A 20,105-nucleotide genomic window follows, 5' to 3' on the forward strand; every position below is an offset into this window, starting at 1 on the left:
TCACCCAGCACCGGGGTACCCACAGAAAACAGGATTTCGTCATGCCCGATCTACCCACGGCCCTGAGCCCGTTACCCGCCCAAGCCATCCATGCCCATTTCGCTACTCGCCCGGCCTTGTTTTCAGTGGTGTTCAAGGCACTGCTCGGCGGTATCCGGGAGCACTATCCGCGTCTGAAACTGGACCTGCTCACGCTCAAGCTTGCCAGCCCCACGCCCGACGGCAGCTATGCCTTCCCACTGTTGATCAGTGTCGCGGTGGCCCACACCCTGAACCCGCGCCTGCTCGACCTGCAACCCCAGAACGGCCTGCCGTACTACCTGTCACCCATGCCCGACAGCCGCCTGGCCGACATCGATATGCAGGTGATCGCGCAGATCATCGATGAACTGCCCGGCTCGCTTTACCTGCATTTCCAGGCTGACCTGGCCAGCTACTGGAGCGAAACGGACAGCCACGGCAGCAGTCGCTGGCAATGGCTTGGCGAGTTTCTCAACGGTCAGATGACCGCAGCGGCAGCCGGCCGCTCGGACCTGAGCGACATCCAAAGGGACATGCTGGCCACCACTGCAGCCTGGCCGGTGCGCGTCGAGCGCCTGCCCCGCTCCACGCCAACCACCTATGCCTACTTCATTGAAACCACGCTGGCCAAAGCCGGCAAGGACGTGTGCCTGTTGACGCCCGACCTGTTGCTGGTGCGCGATAAACAGGTGCTGTTGTGCAGCGCGGCCGGGGCCATCGAGGCATTTGAATCCCTGGACGCCTTCGGCGAGGCCTGGGGCGCCCGAATGCAGGAGCAGTTCCAGTTCGACAGCCTGACGTGGCGGCGCAATGAGCCAGACGGCAACGTGTTTGAACAACAGGCCGGGCTTATTCTCAATCAGCAACTCGAAGACCTGGAAACGCTGGCGTATCAGGGGCACAGCGAAGCAGCACTTGACCAGATCCTGGACACACTCACAGACCCGGCACTGCTGTTTACGCCAATCAGCGTGGCCGCCCCCACGCACCTGCAAAAGGTCGACGAAAAACTCCCGCAGTGGCTCAGGCAAGCCCCTGCCAATGAGCGCTTTGCCTACCATCGCCACCTGCAGGACATGGCCCAGGTGCTGCGCCTCAACCAGGGCCGCTCGTTCAATGAGGGCATTGAAAACATCCATGCCTTCAGCCGCAACGCATTGCGCAAACAGATGCAGGCCGACCACGGTGATCACGACCCCGACGATGTGGTACTCGACTTCGCCGTGGCGGCCGGTTACCCAGGCGGTGCCGGCATCATCGAGCATGCACGGCTGTCGCTGACGGAGCTGGCGGTGAAGAACCTGGCCGGCAAACCTAAAGGCACGCTTACGCTGTCGTCCAAAAGCGCCGGGACACTGCCGAACTGGCTGAGCGAAGACTACGTGCTGGGCAGCCAGGGCTTGGTCCAGCGTGTCGACATTGGCACGGCCTATCCGCAGAAGATCAAAGCGTTGTTGCTGTCCGACACCGTCGACGCACGTCGACGGGAAAAACTGTTTACCCGTGAACTCAAGGTGCAGTTGCCGACGCGGGCATTGGAATACGCGATCAGGCAGCAGCACGGGGTCACCACCACCGGCTACCGTTATGTCAAAGCCCTGATGGGCGAGACACCCGCAGACAGGGTCGTCGACGGCCAGGAAATCGTCCTGCGCCCACTGGCCCTGTGCCGCAAGGCCGGGGCCACGCCTGACGCTGTCAACAACGTCTTTTTGATCGAGCCGCGCGACGCCAGCCTAGGCCCGCACGTGCTGTATCGACCGTTGTATGCCGATGCCTTGCATCAATTCCCGACACGCCAGGCCCTGCTCGAAGCACTCGCCAGCCCCGGCGAGCTGCAAACCAGCGTGCTGACCTGGCTGAGCGAAACCGCGCGGCCCATTTACGACCGTGGTGGGTTCAAAGAGCCGCACATCATTCGCTTCCTGCCGGGCGATGAATTTGCCGCCCCTGAAAAGCCAGCACCCGCAACACTGGCCGTCGACGAAGGCGCCGAAGAATGGCTGCAATCGCAAGTCAACGGCCAATTGCTCAGCCACTTGTTTGGCAGCACGGCACGGGCCATGGTCGACCTGGCGGATCGCGAGTCGGTGTCCAACCACGAAAGCCGCTGGGCCATTGTGATGGAGGGCGCCGGGCTGTTGTTCAACAGCCTGTTGTTGCCACTGGTACGCGGCCCCGCCATGTTGGCCGGTTGGTTTGTGGTGCTGATCAGTAGCCTGGAGCAGGACTTGGCGGGCCTGGACAGCAGCGATCCAACCACGCGCGAGCTGGCACTGATTGATCTGCTGCTCAATACCGCCATGCTGTTGTTGCACGCAGCCACGCCCTCCACCCGAAGCCACCGGCCCCTGGCGCGCCCGGCTGCCGAGGAAACCGCCCTGCGGCTGGCCTCCTGGCACCATCCTGCAGGTCGACCGCCTCAGCCCAGCACGTCGCTGATTCGCCATGGCGCCGTGGCGCTGCCCGGTGAGCCACCGGCCACAGGCCACACCGCGCTGGATTTCGGCCGCTCGCTGGCCAGCCCCCATGCGAGTGCGAAGTTGCTCAAGGCGTTGCTCGACGTCCACGTGCCGTGGCCCGATACCTTGCCGCCTGCCGAGGCCAGCGGCCCGCTCAAGGGGCTGTACCGCATCGGCCAAACCTGGCACGCCAGCCTTGGCGGGCTGTTGTTCCAGGTGAGTGTGGTGCCGGGTTTCGGTGAGGTTTACCTGGTGGACCCGCAACGCCCGCTGCACCCTGGTTTCAAGCTGGCCAGCGATGCTCAAGGGCATTGGCGGCTGGAGCGCAAGGCCCGGCTGGAAGGTGGCATGCCCAGGGAAAAGCTGGATAAGTGGCAGCGAGAACGCCGGGATCAGATCGCCGCGCTAAATAGAAATTTGCACAGCCTAAATACCGAGTACGTGCGATTGGCGAACAATTCGCTTCGGCTCAACGACGCGCTTGACAGTTGCGCTGATCGATTAAGCGACCAGCAAAGAGCCCTGCGAGAGGATTGGCTGAGACTAGGCTCCTCGGTCAAGTATCCAGAACTGCATGCCAGGATCACTGAGCGCCATGAGCAGAGGCGCCTTGAGGTAGTGAAGGCTACTGAGCAATGGAACACCGCCTTCGAAAAGTACCGGGAAAACGCCCAGCCCTACAATTCCGTGATGGAGCAGATCAAAACGAAGTCGGCTGAAATGATGGATCTGGATAGAACCAGCCCGAAATTCAAAAAAATGCGGGATTTATCCACAAGAACCGTCTATGCGTACTGGGGAAAGCTCTATGCCGTCGCACACAAAAAATTTGCCGATACCTATGTCACCGATTACGGTGAAACCGTCGAGGAAGTTGAGACACGGGCCAGGCGAGAACTGTCCGAAGGCGTCACGCACACCTACGAGGCATACACCCACATCAAAAAGCGACAATTTGAAACGGCCAAGCAAATGATCGAGCCGGCAGAAAAAATTGAAACCGCCCTCAAGCAGGCGGACCCGGAACTGCGCAAGCTTCTATTAGAACTCTATCCCGATTATCAACACATCTCCTCGGTCGCCCTGAAACAACAGGCACTGACACTTCTTTTCGAACTCGTCGTGAATCGTGCCTATACCCCGCGAACCGTGGAGGAGGCTTATTTCACGGCTGAACTCGGCGCCCCCGGAACCAGCGCTAGCTTACTGGCGCATACAGAAATGCGTACCACCCGTGGCTACTCAGCGCGCGAACAGATTGACGTGCTCTCGTACGTCCTAGAACGATATGAAGCATTGGGGAACGCATTCAATTCATTGACTGAAATGGGCTCCGGCTTTTTGCGAGGAGAATATCAAACACCGCTCCTGGAACACCTTGTTGACGCCCGTACCAGCCTGGAAGCCCAGTTGGCCGACCTGATCCTCACGCAGGAGGGATTTGCTCAACCACCCAGCGCGAGTCTCCCCGCTCGGGCGAAACCGGCCACTCGCAGAGTGATCAAGACACGCAACAAGAAAACGCTGGTGGGGGATTTGCGCCCTACCCAGTCAGGGGCGCCCGGCAACTTTGTCGACATCACCGACCCACTCACCGGAAACACCGTGGCCTCCTACCTCGAACACACCGATGAAGGTGTATGGGTTGAAGTTACCCCAGCTGCACCGGTCATCCCGCCGAAAGCCTTGGTAACGCGTTCGTTGAACACGATTAAACGCAGCGCAGAAACGGTGTTCGCCGAAAGGGCTCGAATCGAACGCATGATACGCAGCCAACAACGCAAACTCCTCGACCCCACGCGGCGCGAGACCGTCACCCCGCTGGACTGGGAAAACATGTTGACCCAGCATGCGGACAAAATCGATGCCCTGATCAACGAAATCAGACGCGACCACGCCACCCACGCCGACGCCGTCGACTTGATCGCCACCTACAGTGACGCAGCGTCCGCCGCCCGCAAACTGGCCCACGAGATGTGCGGCGAAGGCTACAAGCAACAACTGCCCAAGGCTCACAACATTGACTATCTGTGGCGCCATGGCCTGGTTGACATCAACCTGGTCAGCAGCCGCACCCCGCTGGCGGCCGGTGACTTTTTGACCGAATACGCCGTGCGCGAAAAAAATACGCTGAACGTGTTGTGGTATGCGCATTTCCATTACCCCAGCGTCGAAACGCCGGCAGCGCAACACAGCTTTGCTCACTTGAAACTGCCGGCGCAGCGCTTTTTGACACGCAAACAACTGATCGAAAACGCGGTGGCAGACAACCGCGCCGTGGTCGATCTGGATAAAGCCACGATCAAACCACCCCTGGATCAGAAATTGTTCCTGGGCCTGGAACCGCCTCGCGCCTAAGTGAAATCAGCAAAAAAAACCCCATACCCGCACCTGCGGGTATGGGGGCCAGAGTGACTACGCCAGGCGTGACGGACCGGGTTGCGGTTCCTCAACCCCAGGCGCCAGCCGTTGCTCCTCACGCCTGGACAACTCCACCAGCTTTTTGGTGCGTGCAGTGTCCCGCTCTTTTTTCAGCACCTCGATCGCCGAGATATAACGCTCCAGGCTCTGTGCACTGTCGTCTCTGCCACTGTGCTCATCCTCTACCTGGTCCTGCCGGATGGAGGCGTTTTCTTCAAGTTCAGCGAACGCCTCGGGGTAGCGTTCGGTAAGATAACGCACCCAGTAATCGCGGGAGATCAGGTCCAGGAAGAACGCATCAGAGCGTTCTGCCTCGAGTACCGAAGCCCGGGCCGCCGCCAAGCGCTGACCGCTGATCGGTGTACCGTATTGCATGTTTGCGGGTTGCCCAGGCAATTCCAATCCGTCGGGCCACCCTTGCGTCAGGCCTATGCGGTACTCCAGCCGTACTTCCGCGGCGTCTTCAGGCCTCTTGGCGGCTTCAACCACCACCGCCTCAGCCAGTGCCTCGACCCTGTCGAGTCGAAACAGGCGACGAGACAGGTTCATCAAGGCCCGGCCTCGTTGCTCGGTCTGTTGCAGGGGGATAGTGCGCAACGTGTTGTATTCGTACACCCGAATCTCCACGTCGCTGAAGGTAAGAATTCGACCATCAGCGCAAGTGCCATGAGTCTCCGCGTTATGGAACAGCAGCTGGCGCAATTCAGTATTCTCCGAGGCCGCTTGCATCACCTCCCATACCCGGTGTGTCAAGCCGACGCGGGCATACCGGAATTCATCGGTGAGGCGCAGCATCGAGATCAAATGAAAGAATCGTTGGTGATTGTGTTCTTGCGCCAGCTGTGTCCAAAGGTCGCTTCTGAGGGCCCTGAGGTCAGCACGCGTATCAGCCAGCCATGGCTCCAATGCCTGTGCGTCAACCTCAAGCTCTGAGTCGTCAATGCTTTCGGGGGTTTGAACATTCCCATGCGCGTTGCCGCCCGCATCCGGGCCGGAGTCGTCATCCGGGTCTGAGTCGCCATCGGAGCCTGGGTCGCCCTCTGAGCCTGAGCCGATATCGCTGTCGTTTTCGAGCTCTCGGATTTTCAGGTCCAGGTCCTGCCACGTGCGCCCCATGACATCCGCCCGCCCCTGGGAGTCGCTGTAGTCCCTGAGCTGCTCCAGACTATTGAGCGACAAGTCGCGGCAATCCGTCAGGCGGGTGCCGGCAACCAAGCCGTCATGGTTGCCGCCCAGCAACCGGTCCGGGAAGGTTGTGAATCGATTGCCGCTCAGGTTAAGCCTGCGCAGGTGGGCAGCCTCTAACGCGCCGTCAGGCCAGTGAAGAATCGGGTTATAGCTCAGGTCCAGTGTCTGGAGCCGAGTGAAGGCCTGCAGGCTGAATTCGCTCAGGCTGTTGTTGCTCAGGCCCAACCATCGCAGGCGTTCGCCGCCCAATTGACGATACAGCGACTGGGCAGAGGAAAAGCTGTTGGCCGCCAACTCAAGCCGCTCAAGCTGGCGCATGCCCCCAACGGCTTCGGGCAGTTGCGTCAATGCGTTGCCGCTCAGCACCAGCCGGTTCAGTTGCGGGAACGCCTCAAGAAAGCCGTTGGAGCCTTGCGCGGAAAACCTCACCCCAGTCAAATCCAAGGTGCTCACCTGAGGAAACTGCACGTTCAGCGCCGGCAAATCACCGGTTTGTGTGCCCTCCAGGCTCAAGGTTTGATCCGTGCCACCCAACAGCCCATCTTGCCAACACTGGCGAATACGCCAGGCGGCCAGCCCACGGTCTTCCGCCGATAGGCTGAACTGCGCAGCCTGTACCTCGCGGATGAAGAGCCAGCTATTGAGCTGGCGCGTCAGCGCTTCGCCGTCCTGATGCCACTGGGTCAATTGCTCATCTATTTGCGGCTCACTCATGCCCTGGTTACGCAGTTGCTTAAGCCGTTGCAGTGCCTGATCTTCGGTAATCGCCGGGTTCAGAAGCTGCAAGTTTCTGAGAAAACCGCTCTCGCCTTCCAGACCCGCCGCCCGCTGCGGCAAGGGCAACAAATGATGCGCAATCGACAGCGCGGTTTCCTCCGGTGGAAACTCGGGCGGCAGCGTTTCCAGTGCAAACCGGTCCAATGTGCCCTCCGGCAAGCCTTTGGCGGACTCGATCCGCTGCTGCGCCTCTTTAAGAGCCGTCGCTCCCGAAGGGCTGAACGTATTACCCGCCAAGTTAACCTTCAGCAGTGCTTCATCATTGGCCAGAACCTCTGGCGGCAGTGTCGGTATCTGGTTATCGCGCAAGTCAATCCAGGACAATTGCGGCAGGCCCTGCGCACCTGTCGGCCAAGCCTTCAATTGTGCCGCTCTCAGGTTCAGCGCCTTGAGGCGAGTCAATGCACTGACATCCAGCTGGTTCAGCCGGTTATTGCGCAGGTCCAGCAGCTCAAGGCTGTGCAGGCCATTGAGTTGCTCCTGAACCGCAGGCGTCACCACCAGGCGGTTGTCGGACAGATCAAGCCGCGTCAACGCGGGGAGTTCACCCGCACCAATCGGCACTTCGGTCAAGCCAACCCCTCTGAGTTCAAGGGTTTGTGTGCCGCTGAATGCCCGAATGAAGCCGCGCGTCTGTTCGATAGAGGTGCCGATCCGGTCCAGGCGCAACGTTTGCACATGGGAAAATGTCCCAGCCGGCAGTTGAGGCAGCTCAACCACGCTGCCATCGGCAACGGGGACGGTTTCGTGAGCGCCCGGCATCGGCAGCTCGAACACCGACACATTGGCGTCCAGACTGTAGCGTTTGGCCACAGCGCCGCGCCAACTGTGCTCGAGCGCACTGATAACCTGAGCGTTACGCCCCATCTGCCAAGGCGCTGCGCGCATGTGCAATCTCGGCCCGTCGCTTGTGCGCGGCAAGTAGAACTGACCGAACAGCCCGCTGTGCTCATCACTCAGGAACTCGACAGCGGCAAACCGTGATTCAGGGGTATTCCACGTCATGACTTTCGCATGCAATGCAGTGGTGATTTCGGACGGGCCGAACAACAGTGTCAATTCACCCCTGGCGTAATCGCGCACCATCTGATGCAGGTCAACCAGATGTCCCGCATCCGCCGGGTAGTGCTTGACGTAGAGAAAGGCGGGCTTGAACGCTTCGCGGGAAAACTTCGACCAGTCCAGCGACAAGCCGGCCCAGAGCTGTTCATGCCCGAGATACAGGCGCTCAGGCAGTGTGCGGATGCTGGTATTGGCCAGGTCCAGGCGCTCCAACCGGGTAAAGCCCTCAACATACGCAGGCCACTGCGACAACGTATGAGGCGCATCGATCTGCAGCCGTTTCAACTGCACCAGCGCAGACAGGTCCAGGCTATCAAGGGCCGTCGGAGAAAACCCGCTGCACTCGATATGCAACGCCTCAAGCGCAGTCAAGGCATTGAGCCTGGAGGAAAAGTCCGCGGCCAACAACGATGCATCCGCCCTGAACGTCAGGCTGTTGAGCTGGGCCATCTCGCTCACCGCCTGGGGCACCGTTGTCAGCGACGGCTGGCCGAGCAAGTTGCGATCCCATGCAAAGCGCCGTTCACCGATCGACAGGGTGTGCACATTGGGAAACTGCGCCAGAAACGCATCCGCGTTGGCATCGTTCAAACCGCGCCCGCCCACCGACAACTCACGGATATGCGCAAAGTCAGCCGTCAGCGGCGGCAAGGGCTGATTGATCACAATCGACAGGCGAGTGGCGTTGGGCACTTCCCCGGCCAGCGGGGCGCGCTGCCACGCAGCCTTGAGTTCCCGGGCGACTTGGGTTCTATGCAAAAACGCTGAATTGTCGGGTGCGGCACTGAACGGATTCGGCGCCACCGCAGGCTGGCCCACCCATTGGTCGAGTGTCCTCACAAGCGCTGTGTATTCGCGCTCGCGATTTTGCAGGATGTTGTAGATCTCCCTGCCGCTTCTGCCCGGCTGTTGCAACTGGCGAATAAAACCACCGGCCTGGGCATCGCTCAGTTCCGGGTAGAGCGCTCGCGCCCTGACCACCAGATGCGCCCGCAGATTCGAGTCGCGCCCGCTGGCGTAATACCCTATCAGCGTGTCGTTGATCCGCACCGGCGGCTTGGGCAACCGCCCTTGTGGTTCCAGCAGTTGCGGCGTTTCACTGCGATAGCGGTCGGCAAAATCAATGATTTTTTCCTGCAGCTCGGCGCTCTGGCTGACCTGGGGCACCCCCAGCCCGCGCCGTGCTTCATCGGGCAAGGCATGCATCAGCGAGGCATAAAAATTGTCGCCCTCTTTGGGCAGGCTGTTGAGCGCCTCTCCCCGCTCATTGAACGCCTGGAAGCGTGGGCCTTTTTTCACCAGGTACTTTTTGTCGCGCGCGGTGGCGCTGCCGATGCTGTCCAGCAATAGGCCGCTGTCACTGACTTCGCGCACCTCAAGGCGCAGCGTGTCCGGCCAACCCGGCAGTTTTTCCAGGCAATGCAGCGCCAGGCGCCGGCTGTCCGCCGAGGCCATGTTTTCGCTGCGCAAACCGGCATAGGCGCGGGTCTGACGGCCTTGGCGCGCATACCAGCGCGCTTCCTCCAGCAAGGTCAAGGGCACCCGGCGAGTGGCGTGCAGTTGCTTGAGGTCATCCGGGCGCGCATGGGCCAAGGCTTCCTGGGCGCCTGCCTCGCTGAGCCCCGGACACCTGCGCTGCAACTGCCGGACCTGGCTCGCCACCGGCTCGGTGCCCGCGTAGATACTGTCGAAAATCGCCGGCTTGCGCGTCTGGGCGTACTCGGTGAGTTGCTTGCCGAACTCTTGTGGCCTCTGTTCCACCACCCGAGCGCCTTGCGCGCCCAGCAAACCAATGACTTCCTGTTCATCGAGTGCCGCCAGAATGTGTGCGGGTAACTGACCGCCGAGGATATCGCTGCGGCTGATCTTGATCGGTGCCTTGGCAGCGGCGCCACGCAGCAGGCGCTCGGAACCGTACTTGACCGACGCGCCCGACAACCCCGGTGCCTCGAAGACTTCAAGCACCCGCGCCTTCGGCCAACCGGGCATTTCAGCGACCAGGGGCAGCGCATACAGATACCGGTCATCAATCGGTTGTGTGCCACGCAACTGATCGATCACCTGGCCGGTGTCGGTGTCGGCCTTGAACAGGCGCATGGCATCCGTCAGCTCAGGCGGCGGCGCCGCAAGGTCCATGTGCATTTTGCGCAGGGCGTTGTCGCTGACGCCGCTGACATCCGCGACCTTGATCAGCTCGGTATCGGAAAAAGCCTCGGTGGCATGGCCTATGCGCCGCAACAGGGTCAGGCGGTCCCACGCCAGCGGCCGCTCCAGGGTGTGGCGCCAGGCGCCACGGCCATTGCTGTGCAGAATCGGCTGGTAGGCATCGGCGTCACTCGGGTGCTTGATACGCCACTGTTTGATCGAGTCATCGAAGCACTGCTCGTAGACCTTATTGCCCTGGCGAATATAGGTCTTGCCCTCCAGGTGATGCTGCCCCAGCGCATTGGGGCCTGGGCTGGCCTCCAGCGTGACGGCGCTTTCATAGCCACTCAAGTCGGGCTTCCACAGACGGGTTTCGCCGTTGGGCAACGTGACGGGGCTAAGGTTTTCAATAACCGGTTCCGGCCTGGCCGCCCTGAACGTGCTGACCGCTGCGCCCACGCCGGCCATGACGGCCAACTGCGCGAGGTTCTCGGCCACGTCGACCAGGTGCGCCTTGGCCGCGCGTTTGTCGCCCTCGGCCCATTCGATCGAGCCTTCGAGGGTTTCGTAGAGCAATTGCCCGGCCATCACCACCATCATGATCTCGCCCAATACCGGGACAAACATGGAGACCATGTTCAAGCCCAGCATGCCGATCTCCAGCAGATGGGCCAGCTTCGCTTCCCGTGCCTTGATGTCGACCTCAGCGGTGGGCACCGCATGGCTGCGGGCATCGGCATAGGCCTTGTCGCGGTTTTGCTCAAACAGGTAATCCCACAGGTCCACATTGTCCGCCCACGGCCCACGGCCTTTGCGGGTGACATAAGAGGGCGCGATATACGGGTCGGGCGCCGGTTCCATTTTTGCAGGACGCGCCGGCGGCAGCTCCTTGATGTGGGTAACGGGCGACACTTCGCTGACCGTTTCGATGATCGTGCGCCACGGCGACGTCAGGGGGCCACCGGGGGAATCGGCCGCCTCTTGGGTGAACTGGCTGAAGTAATACCCACGCTGCGCATACGGCACGAACTGGCTGAAAAAGCGCTGGTAGGTGGTGGGGCTGGCGTCGCTGGACTGCATGCCGTCTCTGGCGGTGAACAGACGCTTGAACGTCTGGCGCATCTGCGCAACGGTGTAGCGCTTGAGGGGGTGCACCGGGTCCTGGGGAATGTAAAGAATCACCTCGTCGTTGTAGCGGTACTTTTCGCAGATAACGAACGCCACGCAGCCGGTCATGCGTTTTCTCATCAGGCCCATGTCGTTGAACCAGACTTGTTTTTTGCCCATCCGTGGATGCACCTCGCCGTTGATCACCGAAACGATCATCGCGTGGTCCGCAGGCTCAATGTCTCGGGTCAGCAACGCCTGGTCGGCGGCGGCGCGCATCGCGGTTTTCTGGCTGGCAATGAACTGTTGGCGCAGGGTCGCCTTGGCGGTGGCATCGGCGGGTTCGAAGAACGTCTTCAGGTAGGCCTGGTATTTGGCGCCCACGTCCAGGCTGCGGCACAACGTCAGGAACTGGCTGACCGTCAGGTTCACCGTGGTGGGCTCGTAAGTGTCAGGGCTGCTCGCCTGTACTACAAAGCCGGAACTCTTGTGGTAGGCCCCGCTTGCACACTCCCAGGCTTCGAAGTTATGCAGCGCCGCTTGCAGCATCGACAACTTGAGGAATTCGAAAGACGCCACTTCCAGCTCCAGCACCGTCACCGCCAGCGGGCGGCGCAGGCAAAGCAGGGTCTTGTCGACATCGACGTCCACCTGAAACTGGTCTTTCAAGGCCTTGAGCAGCAATGGCTTGGCGAAGGCATCGACGTCCTGGAACGTGGCCATGGTGTTGTCGAGTCGGGTCTGAGCGAGGGTGCTGGCCTTGACGCTGGCGGTGACAGTTTTGCGCTGTTCGGGCGAGGCGTTTTTGTACCAGCCCGGCAAGGCCGCCGTGCTTTGTTTAAGCGCCAGACGACGGGCCGGCGTCGCGTCGACCAACCATTGCGGCACAGCCTTTTCGAGGAAATCGCCGTGAATACTCAGGGTCGCCGCCAGCGGCTTACCAACGGCGGAACGGGGGGATGAATCGGACATGCTGTCACTCCTGTTAAATGAAGTGACAGCACATCACCGTTCAGCCCCAGGCTGGTGGTGTATAGATACGGGGCGACTATGCTGTGTGGGACAGTCTTACTGACGAGGGTTTTATGGACGATCCACTCGACAACAAGCCGCCAACCTTCTGGCAAATGCTGCACAGCGTGTTGGCGGCGGCCTTTGGTGTGCAGAGCGGGAAAAATCGTGCGCGCGACTTTACCCATGGCAAACCCAGCCATTTTGTAGGGCTGGGCATCCTGTTCACGGCGGTGTTTGCACTGACGCTGTTTGCCATCGTCAAGCTGGTGCTGCACCTGGCCGGGGTTTAATGCAGCAGCAGTTGCAGGCTGAACGGGTAACGGTAGGACGCCGGCTTGCCGACCGCCGACAGTGCTTGAAAATCGACCGGCGGCGTCGGCCCCAACAAACGCTGCGCCTGCTCGCCGTCGATCAACTGGAATAAGGCTTGCTGGCGGTCGCGCCCGCCGTAGGCGCTGATGTCGACGCCCTTGGCATCATCGTTGATCAGCACCATGGCCCAACCGCCCAGGGTGAAATGCCCGGCGACCAGCGTCGTCAGCCGCCCGTCCAGGCGTGCCTGCACTATGTCCGGCGAACTGTTGACCGCACTGAACAACACGTCCTTGCCCGGCACCCGCCCGCTGTCTTGCAAGGCCTGCATGGCGCCCAGTGCCATCTCATCGTTGGCCGACCACACCAGCGCTGTCTGCGGGTGGCGCCTGAACAGTTGCGTGGCTTGCTCGAAGGCGCGCTGGCGGCTCCATTCCCCGTAGACCAAGTGGCGCAGGCGGACTTCAGGGTGCTCGGCCAGGGCGCGGCGCAAGCCTTGCTCACGTCGCTGCGCGGCCGGGGTGTTCTTGGCGCCGGAAAACGCCAGCAGGTCGAGGGTGTCGCCAGACGCGACCGGGCCATGCTGGCGCAGCAGATCCGTGAGCATCAGGTAACCGGCCTGCTCGTCGTCGGCCACCAGGCTGCCGATCAACTGCGCGTCATCGCGGGCATCCAGCAATTGCACCTGGTCGGGGGTGAGCGCGTTGTTCACGATCAGCAGCTTGACCCCGCTGCCCATGGCCATGCGCAGAATCTGCGGGGCGACATACTGCTCATTCACCAACACCAGGTAATCGGGCCGCTCGGCACCTTGCAGTGCTTCCCGGGCCTGGATCAGGGTGGTATGGGCGTCACGCTCGGAATAACGCACGCGCAAATCCAGGCCGAGGTCCTTGGCAGCGGCCTGCATGAATTGCGCGTAGCTGACCCAGAAGGTTTCGGTGGACGTGCCTGGGTTGAGAAACACCACTGACGCGGCGTGGGCTAGCGCCCCGTACGTCGAGCCCAGTAACCACATACACGCAATCAGAACCTTCAACATGGTTGTTTGTGCCTCGAATGTTGACCGCCATCATAGTGGCAATGCGACAGTCAATCGAGGTTCAATCACGCTTCTTTTACTGGTGGCTAACCCAGAATACGGCGGCTCCAACCACTAAAATGATCAGGAACAAAATGGCCCAGGCATCAACGGTACTGTCAGGTTTACGGACTTTGGTCGAATTGCTCATTGCATCGCCTCTTATCGGTTTTATAGGTGATTGCACTCAAACACGCTCACAGTAAAGTTGATGATTGCCCGCATGACAAATGTGGGTATCGCGATAACAGTTCTCATTAGTCAATTTGGTTATTTACATATACTCAAACATCACTTTTGCGCATAAACGCAAACTGGTATCGTGCGCCGGCTCCGTTGGGAGTGCGCGGCCGTGCGCGCAGATTTGCCGAGAACAGGACCTATATGTACGTATACGACGAATACGATCAGCGCATCATCGAGGACCGCGTCAAGCAGTTCCGTGATCAGACCCGACGCTACCTGGCTGGTGAGCTGAGCGAAGAAGAGTTCCGCCCTCTGCGCCTGCAAAATGGCCTTTATGTTCAGCGCTTTGCGCCGATGCTGCGGGTAGCCGTGCCCTATGGCCAACTGACTTCACGTCAGACGCGCATGATGGCCAAGATCGCCCGCGACTTCGACAAGGGTTATGCCCACATCAGTACCCGCCAGAACGTACAGTTCAACTGGCCGGCGCTGGAAGACGTGCCGGACATCCTGGCTGAGCTGGCGACTGTGCAGATGCACGCCATTCAGACCAGCGGTAACTGCCTGCGCAACGTGACCACCGACCAATTCGCCGGCGTTGCCGCTGACGAACTGATCGACCCACGGCCGTGGTGTGAAATCGTCCGTCAATGGACCACCTTCCACCCGGAATTCGCCTACCTGCCGCGCAAGTTCAAGATCGCCGTCAATGGCTCGACCTCGGACCGCGCAGCAATCGAAGTGCACGACATTGGCCTTGAGCCGGTGCACAACGCAGCCGGCGAGCTGGGTTTCCGTGTTCTCGTCGGTGGCGGCCTGGGCCGAACGCCGGTGGTCGGTGCGTTTATCAACGAGTTCCTGCCGTGGCAGGACCTGTTGAGCTACCTCGACGCTATCCTGCGGGTCTACAACCGCTATGGCCGTCGTGACAACAAATACAAGGCCCGGATCAAGATCCTGGTCAAGGCGCTGACCCCTGAGGTGTTTGCCCAGAAAGTCGACGCCGAAATGGAACACCTGCGCGGCGGCCAGACCACCCTGACCGAAGCCGAAGTGCACCGCGTTGCCAAACACTTCGTCGACCCTGAGTACAAGGCCCTGAGCAATCAGGACGCCGAGCTCGCAGCCCTCGACCAGCAGCACCCAGGTTTCGCCCGCTGGCGTACCCGCAATACCCTGGCGCACAAAAAACCGGGCTATGTCGCCGTGACCCTGTCGCTCAAACCTACCGGCGTAGCACCGGGCGACATCACCGACAAGCAACTGGACGGCGTCGCCGACCTGGCCGAGCGCTACAGCTTCGGCCAGCTGCGCACCTCCCACGAGCAGAACATCATCCTCGCGGACGTTGAGCAAAGCCAACTGTTCACCCTGTGGGGCGAGCTGCGCGAAGGCGGCTTCGCCACGCCGAACATCGGCCTGTTGACCGACATCATCTGCTGCCCGGGCGGCGACTTCTGCTCCCTGGCCAACGCCAAATCGATCCCGATTGCCGAATCGATCCAGCGCCGTTTCGACGACCTGGACTACCTGTTCGACATCGGCGAGCTGGACTTGAACATCTCCGGTTGCATGAACGCCTGTGGTCACCACCACGTCGGCCACATCGGCATCCTGGGCGTGGACAAGAAAGGCGAAGAATTCTACCAAGTGTCCCTGGGTGGCAGCGCCAGCCGCGATGCGAGCCTGGGCAAGATCCTCGGCCCGTCCTTCGCCCAGGAAGCCATGCCCGAGGTGATCGGCAAGCTGATCGATGTGTACATCGAACAGCGCACCGAAGATGAGCGTTTCATCGACACCTACCAGCGCATCGGCATCGACCTGTTCAAGGAGCGCGTCTATGCAGCGAATCATTAAGAACAACGAAGTCCTCGACGAAACCTGGCACCTGCTGCCCAAGGACGCGAGCTTCGACGGCATTTCCAACTGCGACGACCTGATCGTGCCGTTGGCCCTGTGGCGCGAGCACGGCCATGCGCTCAAGGCCCGCGATGGCGGCCTGGGCGTGTGGCTGGACGCCGATGAAGAAGCCGAAGAAATCGGCGATGACGTGCAGCACTTCCAGGTCATCGCCCTGAACTTCCCGGCCTTTACCGACGGGCGCAACTACTCCAACGCGCGCCTGCTGCGTGACCGCTACGGTTACAAGGGCGAGCTGCGGGCAATTGGTGACGTGCTGCGTGACCAGCTGTTCTACCTGCGCCGCTGCGGGTTCGATGCCTTCGCCTTGCGCGCCGACAAAGACCCGTACGAAGCGCTGGAAAGCCTCAAGGACTTCTCGGTGACGTACCAGGCTGCCACGGATGAGCCGTTGCCGCTGTTCCGCCGTCGCTAAACGTTAGCGCAGTGATCGCTCCCACGCTCTGCGTGGGAGTGCATCCCGTGACGCTCCGCGTCACTCGTCAGCGGGACGCAGAGCGTCCGAAGCGGCATTCCCACGCAGAGCGTGGGAACGATCAACGACGATCATCCGTGATCGACGCCAGCACCTGCTTTTGCCCCATGGAACACGGCACATCTGCCGGGTGCGCCCGCACCGCCTCGATCACGCCCAATAACTGGGCTTTGCTATGGGCCAGCTGCGCCTGCATCGTTTCGATTTGCGCCACCTTGCGCTCCAGAGCCTCAATCAATTCGTCGCGCTTGCTCTCGCCCGGCGCCGGCATCAACGCTTTAAGCTCCTGCAAGGTGAACCCGGCCTGCTGCGCACTTTGAATCAACTGCAAGGTTTGCAGCGCTTCGGCTGAATAGCGTCGATAGCCATTAGCCTGGCGCCCCACCTGGCTGATCAGCCCTTCGGCCTCATAAAAGCGAATACGCGACGCCGCCAGACCGCTCTGTTTTGCCAGCTCACCAATATTCATCGCCACGCCCTGCTTGACATTAAAGTTAACTTTAAGCTTAGCCTGAGGCCTCCCCCGCTCAGGAGTCAACGCATGTCACCTTTCGAAGCCTTGCAACTGCCTAACGGCCAGGTCCTCGCCAACCGTATCGCCAAGGCGGCGATGGAAGAGAACATGGCGGATGCCAAGCAAGCGCCGTCGCGCGAATTGAAGCGGTTGTACACGGCCTGGGCAGACGGCGAGCCTGGCTTGTTGTTGACCGGCAACGTGATGATCGACCACCGCGCCATGACCGGCCCCGGCGGCGTCGCCCTGGAAGATGAGCAGCACTTGGACAGCTTCCGCGAATGGGCCGATGTGGCCCGCGCCAAAGGTGTGCACTTTTGGGTGCAACTCAGCCATCCAGGCCGCCAGACCATGGCCAACCTCGGCCAGCAAGCCTTGGCGCCTTCCGCCGTGGCGCTCGACCTGGGCGGTTTTTCGAAGATGTTCGCCACGCCCAAGGCGATGACCGAAGACGACATTCAAGACGTGATCAAACGCTTCGCCACCAGCGCGCGCCTGGCCGAGAAAGCCGGGTTTACCGGGGTGCAGGTCCACGGCGCGCATGGCTACTTGATCAGCCAATTTCTCTCGCCGCTCAGCAACCAACGCACCGACCGCTGGGGCGGCTCGCTGGAAAATCGTGCGCGCTTGCTGCTGGAGGTGATCAATGCGGTTCGCGCCTCGGTCAGCCCGGCCTTTTGCGTGGCGGTAAAGCTCAATTCGGCGGACTTCCAGCGCGGTGGGTTTGCAGAGGCCGACGCGCGCGCAGTTGTCGAAATGCTCAACCCGCTGCCCATCGACCTGTTGGAGTTATCGGGTGGCAGTTACGAAGCGCCGGCCATGCAAGGCGACGCGCGGGACGGCCGCACCCTGGCCCGTGAAGCGTACTTCCTGGAGTTTGCCAAGGACGTGGCGACCATCGCCACCATGCCACTGATGGTCACCGGTGGCATTCGCCGCTTGCCGATCGTGCAACAGGTGCTGGACAGCGGCATCGCCATGGCCGGTATCGCCACGGCGCTGACGCTGGAGCCGCAACTGATTCGACACTGGCGCGAAGGTCGCGATCCCAACCCGCAACTCAAACCGATTGACTGGAAGCGCAAACCCCTGGCCTCCCTCGCCACGCTTGCCGTGGTGCGGTATCAGATGCGCCGGCTCAGTCGCGGCTATCTGCCCAAGGCCGGCGTTGCACCCTGCATCGCGTTAGTCCGCGATCAGTGGTTTATCGCCCGCCGCACCCGCCAATACCGCGCCGCCATGACGCAATCTTCACACTAAAGGGTGAACATCCGCCGTGATCGAACTGTCCCCTATTGATCAGCAGTTTTTAACCTCACTGACGATTGGAGTTCTTCATGGCGAAAATCAACCTGGCCCAGCAATTGGCGACCACCCTTGAACAGGCGGGTATCAAGCGCATCTGGGGCCTGACCGGCGACAGCCTCAACGGCTTGACCGACGCCCTGCGCACCATGGACAGCATCGAGTGGATGCACGTGCGCCACGAGGAGGTGGCCGCGTTTGCCGCGGGTGCCGAAGCTGCCGCCACCGGCGAATTAACGGTGTGTGCCGGCAGCTGCGGGCCGGGCAACCTGCACTTGATCAATGGCCTGTTTGACTGCCATCGCAACCACGTGCCGGTGCTGGCCATCGCGGCGCAAATCCCCTCCTCCGAGATCGGCCTGAACTACTTTCAGGAAACCCACCCTCAGGAACTGTTCAAGGAGTGCAGCCACTTTATCGAGCTGGTGACCAACCCCGCGCAAATGCCACAGGTGCTGCACCGCGCGATGCGCTCGGCGATCCTCAACCGTGGCGTGGCGGTGGTCGTCATCCCCGGCGATGTGTCGTTGCTGGAAGTCGAAGACACATACAAGCCGTGGCCGGCCCTGCACGCGCCGCGCACGCTGCCAGCGGAACAGGACCTGCAACGCCTCACCGAGATCCTGCAGAGCAGCCAGAAAGTCACCCTGCTGTGTGGCAGCGGCTGTGCCGGCGCCCACGACCAAGTGGTGGCATTGGCCGACGCCCTCGGCGCGCCGGTGGTACACGCCTTGCGCGGTAAAGAGCATGTGGAATGGGACAACCCGTTCGATGTGGGCATGACTGGCCTGATCGGTTTCAGTTCGGGTTACCACGCGATGCTCAACTGCGACACACTGATCATGCTTGGCACCGATTTCCCTTACCGCCAGTTCTACCCCACCGATGCGAAAATCATCCAGGTCGACCGCAACCCGCAGGCGCTCGGGCGTCGTGCCACGCTGGACCTGGGCATCGCGGCCGATGTCAGCGAGACCCTCGACGCGCTGCTGCCACGCTTGACCCGCAAGACCGATCGCAGCTTCCTCGACACGTCATTGAAGCACTACGAGAAAGCCCGCCAGGGCCTGGATGACCTGGCCGAGCCCTCCAAGGCTGACCGGCCGATCCACCCGCAATACGTCGCGCGTTTGCTCAGCGAGTTGGCCGATGACGACGCCATCTTCACCGCCGACGTCGGCTCGCCCACCGTGTGGGCTGCGCGTTACTTGAAAATGAACGGCAAACGCCGCCTGATCGGCTCGTTCAACCATGGTTCGATGGCCAATGCCATGCCGCAGGCCATCGGCGCCCAGGCGGCGTTTCCCGGGCGTCAGGTGATTTCGATGTCCGGCGACGGTGGCTTCGCGATGCTGATGGGCGATTTCATCTCGTTGGCACAGCTGAAACTGCCGGTGAAAGTCATCGTGTTTGATAACTCATCACTGGGTTTCGTCGCTATGGAAATGAAAGCCGCCGGCTACCTGGACACCGGCACCGAGCTGAAAAACCCGGACTTCGCGGCCATGTCCAACGCCATGGGCATCCTCGGGATTCGTGTGGAGCAATCCGAAGACCTCGAACCTGCGTTGCGCCGTGCCCTGGCCCACGACGGCCCGGTGCTGGTGGATGTGGTCACGGCGACTCAGGAACTGGTCATGCCGCCGAGCATCAAGCTGGAGCAGGCCAAGGGTTTCAGCCTGTACATGCTCAAGGCGGTGATGAGCGGACGTGGTGATGAGGTGATCGAACTGGCACGCACCAACTGGTTGCGCTGAGCTTCAGTAGCGCCTGGCAGCGCCGTAGCGGATCACTACTTGGGTGACCACCTTGACCAGACGCGGGTGCGTGTGGCGCGCTGGACAGGCCCTTGCACTGGTGGATCGTTTGGCTTGACGGCGGGGGGCTGTGGGAGCTGGCTTTGTTTGGGTACATATCCGTTATTTGGGTGATGGCTTGTATTGGTTCCGCCCTTACGGCGGCTCACTTTTGAACAGCGCAAAAGTAAGCAAAACGCTCTTGCCCCACCACTCGGCACCTCGCTTAGGCTCGGTGTGCCCTCACTCCGGCATTACTCCGCGGGCCGCCGCGACGGGCCGTCCCTGCCCCGTCGCGGCTAAACCGGCGTCCTGCCGG

At 61.2% G+C, this 20,105-nt stretch carries 9 protein-coding genes; 6 read left to right on the forward strand and 3 right to left on the reverse strand.

The window, feature by feature from the left end; all coding sequences use genetic code 11:
• The first annotated feature begins 41 nt into the window (after positions 1 to 41).
• Positions 42 to 4,841, forward strand: a complete 4,800-nt coding sequence (locus tag ACA065_RS17940) for a dermonecrotic toxin domain-containing protein (RefSeq protein ID WP_497690850.1) — start codon at positions 42 to 44, stop codon at positions 4,839 to 4,841.
• A gap of 57 nt (positions 4,842 to 4,898) precedes the next feature.
• On the opposite strand, the gene ACA065_RS17945 is transcribed toward ACA065_RS17940, so the two are convergent.
• Positions 4,899 to 12,155 (reverse strand): NEL-type E3 ubiquitin ligase domain-containing protein, encoded by a 7,257-nt coding sequence (locus ACA065_RS17945; RefSeq protein ID WP_497690851.1) that lies wholly within the window; start codon positions 12,153 to 12,155, stop codon positions 4,899 to 4,901.
• Positions 12,156 to 12,268: 113 nt separating this feature from the next.
• Between ACA065_RS17945 and ACA065_RS17950 the strand changes: the two genes are divergently transcribed.
• Positions 12,269 to 12,487: a DUF2970 domain-containing protein gene (locus tag ACA065_RS17950; protein WP_497690852.1), complete on the forward strand. Its 219-nt coding sequence runs from the start codon at positions 12,269 to 12,271 to the stop codon at positions 12,485 to 12,487.
• On the opposite strand, the gene ACA065_RS17955 is transcribed toward ACA065_RS17950, so the two are convergent.
• Positions 12,484 to 13,551, reverse strand: coding sequence for an ABC transporter substrate-binding protein (locus ACA065_RS17955; protein ID WP_497690853.1), 1,068 nt, complete (start codon positions 13,549 to 13,551; stop codon positions 12,484 to 12,486). The two genes, ACA065_RS17950 and ACA065_RS17955, sit on opposite strands and share 4 nt — an antisense overlap.
• 423 nt (positions 13,552 to 13,974) lie before the next feature.
• On the opposite strand from ACA065_RS17955, the gene ACA065_RS17960 reads away from it, so the two are divergent.
• Both ACA065_RS17960 and ACA065_RS17965 read left to right on the forward strand, forming a co-directional pair.
• Positions 13,975 to 15,633, forward strand: a complete 1,659-nt coding sequence (locus ACA065_RS17960) for a nitrite/sulfite reductase (protein ID WP_497690854.1) — start codon at positions 13,975 to 13,977, stop codon at positions 15,631 to 15,633.
• Positions 15,617 to 16,111: a DUF934 domain-containing protein gene (locus ACA065_RS17965; protein WP_017136920.1), complete on the forward strand. Its 495-nt coding sequence runs from the start codon at positions 15,617 to 15,619 to the stop codon at positions 16,109 to 16,111. Before ACA065_RS17960 ends, ACA065_RS17965 begins: the two co-directional genes overlap by 17 nt.
• 121 nt (positions 16,112 to 16,232) lie before the next feature.
• Here ACA065_RS17965 and ACA065_RS17970 read toward each other — a convergent pair whose 3' ends face one another.
• Entirely contained in the window at positions 16,233 to 16,640 is a 408-nt protein-coding gene (locus ACA065_RS17970; protein WP_497690855.1) for a MerR family transcriptional regulator, read from the reverse strand.
• 72 nt (positions 16,641 to 16,712) lie between these two features.
• On the opposite strand from ACA065_RS17970, the gene ACA065_RS17975 reads away from it, so the two are divergent.
• Positions 16,713 to 17,945, forward strand: a complete 1,233-nt coding sequence (locus tag ACA065_RS17975) for an NADH:flavin oxidoreductase/NADH oxidase family protein (RefSeq protein ID WP_497690856.1) — start codon at positions 16,713 to 16,715, stop codon at positions 17,943 to 17,945.
• A gap of 77 nt (positions 17,946 to 18,022) precedes the next feature.
• On the forward strand, positions 18,023 to 19,747 hold the full coding sequence (poxB, locus tag ACA065_RS17980) for a ubiquinone-dependent pyruvate dehydrogenase (RefSeq protein WP_497690857.1): 1,725 nt from the start codon (positions 18,023 to 18,025) through the stop codon (positions 19,745 to 19,747).
• Positions 19,748 to 20,105 lie beyond the last annotated feature (358 nt).

The organism is Pseudomonas sp. LBUM1640 (genome assembly GCF_059716225.1).

Bases quoted from the DNA above. Each gene is read 5' to 3' on its own strand.
- ACA065_RS17955 (WP_497690853.1), bottom strand. From the start codon at position 13,551: ATGTTGAAGGTTCTGATTGCGTGTATGTGGTTACTGGGCTCGACGTAC.
- ACA065_RS17965 (WP_017136920.1), top strand. From the start codon at position 15,617: ATGCAGCGAATCATTAAGAACAACGAAGTCCTCGACGAAACCTGGCAC.
- ACA065_RS17960 (WP_497690854.1), top strand. From the start codon at position 13,975: ATGTACGTATACGACGAATACGATCAGCGCATCATCGAGGACCGCGTC.
- poxB (WP_497690857.1), top strand. From the start codon at position 18,023: ATGGCGAAAATCAACCTGGCCCAGCAATTGGCGACCACCCTTGAACAG.
- ACA065_RS17975 (WP_497690856.1), top strand. From the start codon at position 16,713: ATGTCACCTTTCGAAGCCTTGCAACTGCCTAACGGCCAGGTCCTCGCC.
- ACA065_RS17950 (WP_497690852.1), top strand. From the start codon at position 12,269: ATGGACGATCCACTCGACAACAAGCCGCCAACCTTCTGGCAAATGCTG.
- ACA065_RS17940 (WP_497690850.1), top strand. From the start codon at position 42: ATGCCCGATCTACCCACGGCCCTGAGCCCGTTACCCGCCCAAGCCATC.
- ACA065_RS17970 (WP_497690855.1), bottom strand. From the start codon at position 16,640: ATGAATATTGGTGAGCTGGCAAAACAGAGCGGTCTGGCGGCGTCGCGT.
- ACA065_RS17945 (WP_497690851.1), bottom strand. From the start codon at position 12,155: ATGTCCGATTCATCCCCCCGTTCCGCCGTTGGTAAGCCGCTGGCGGCG.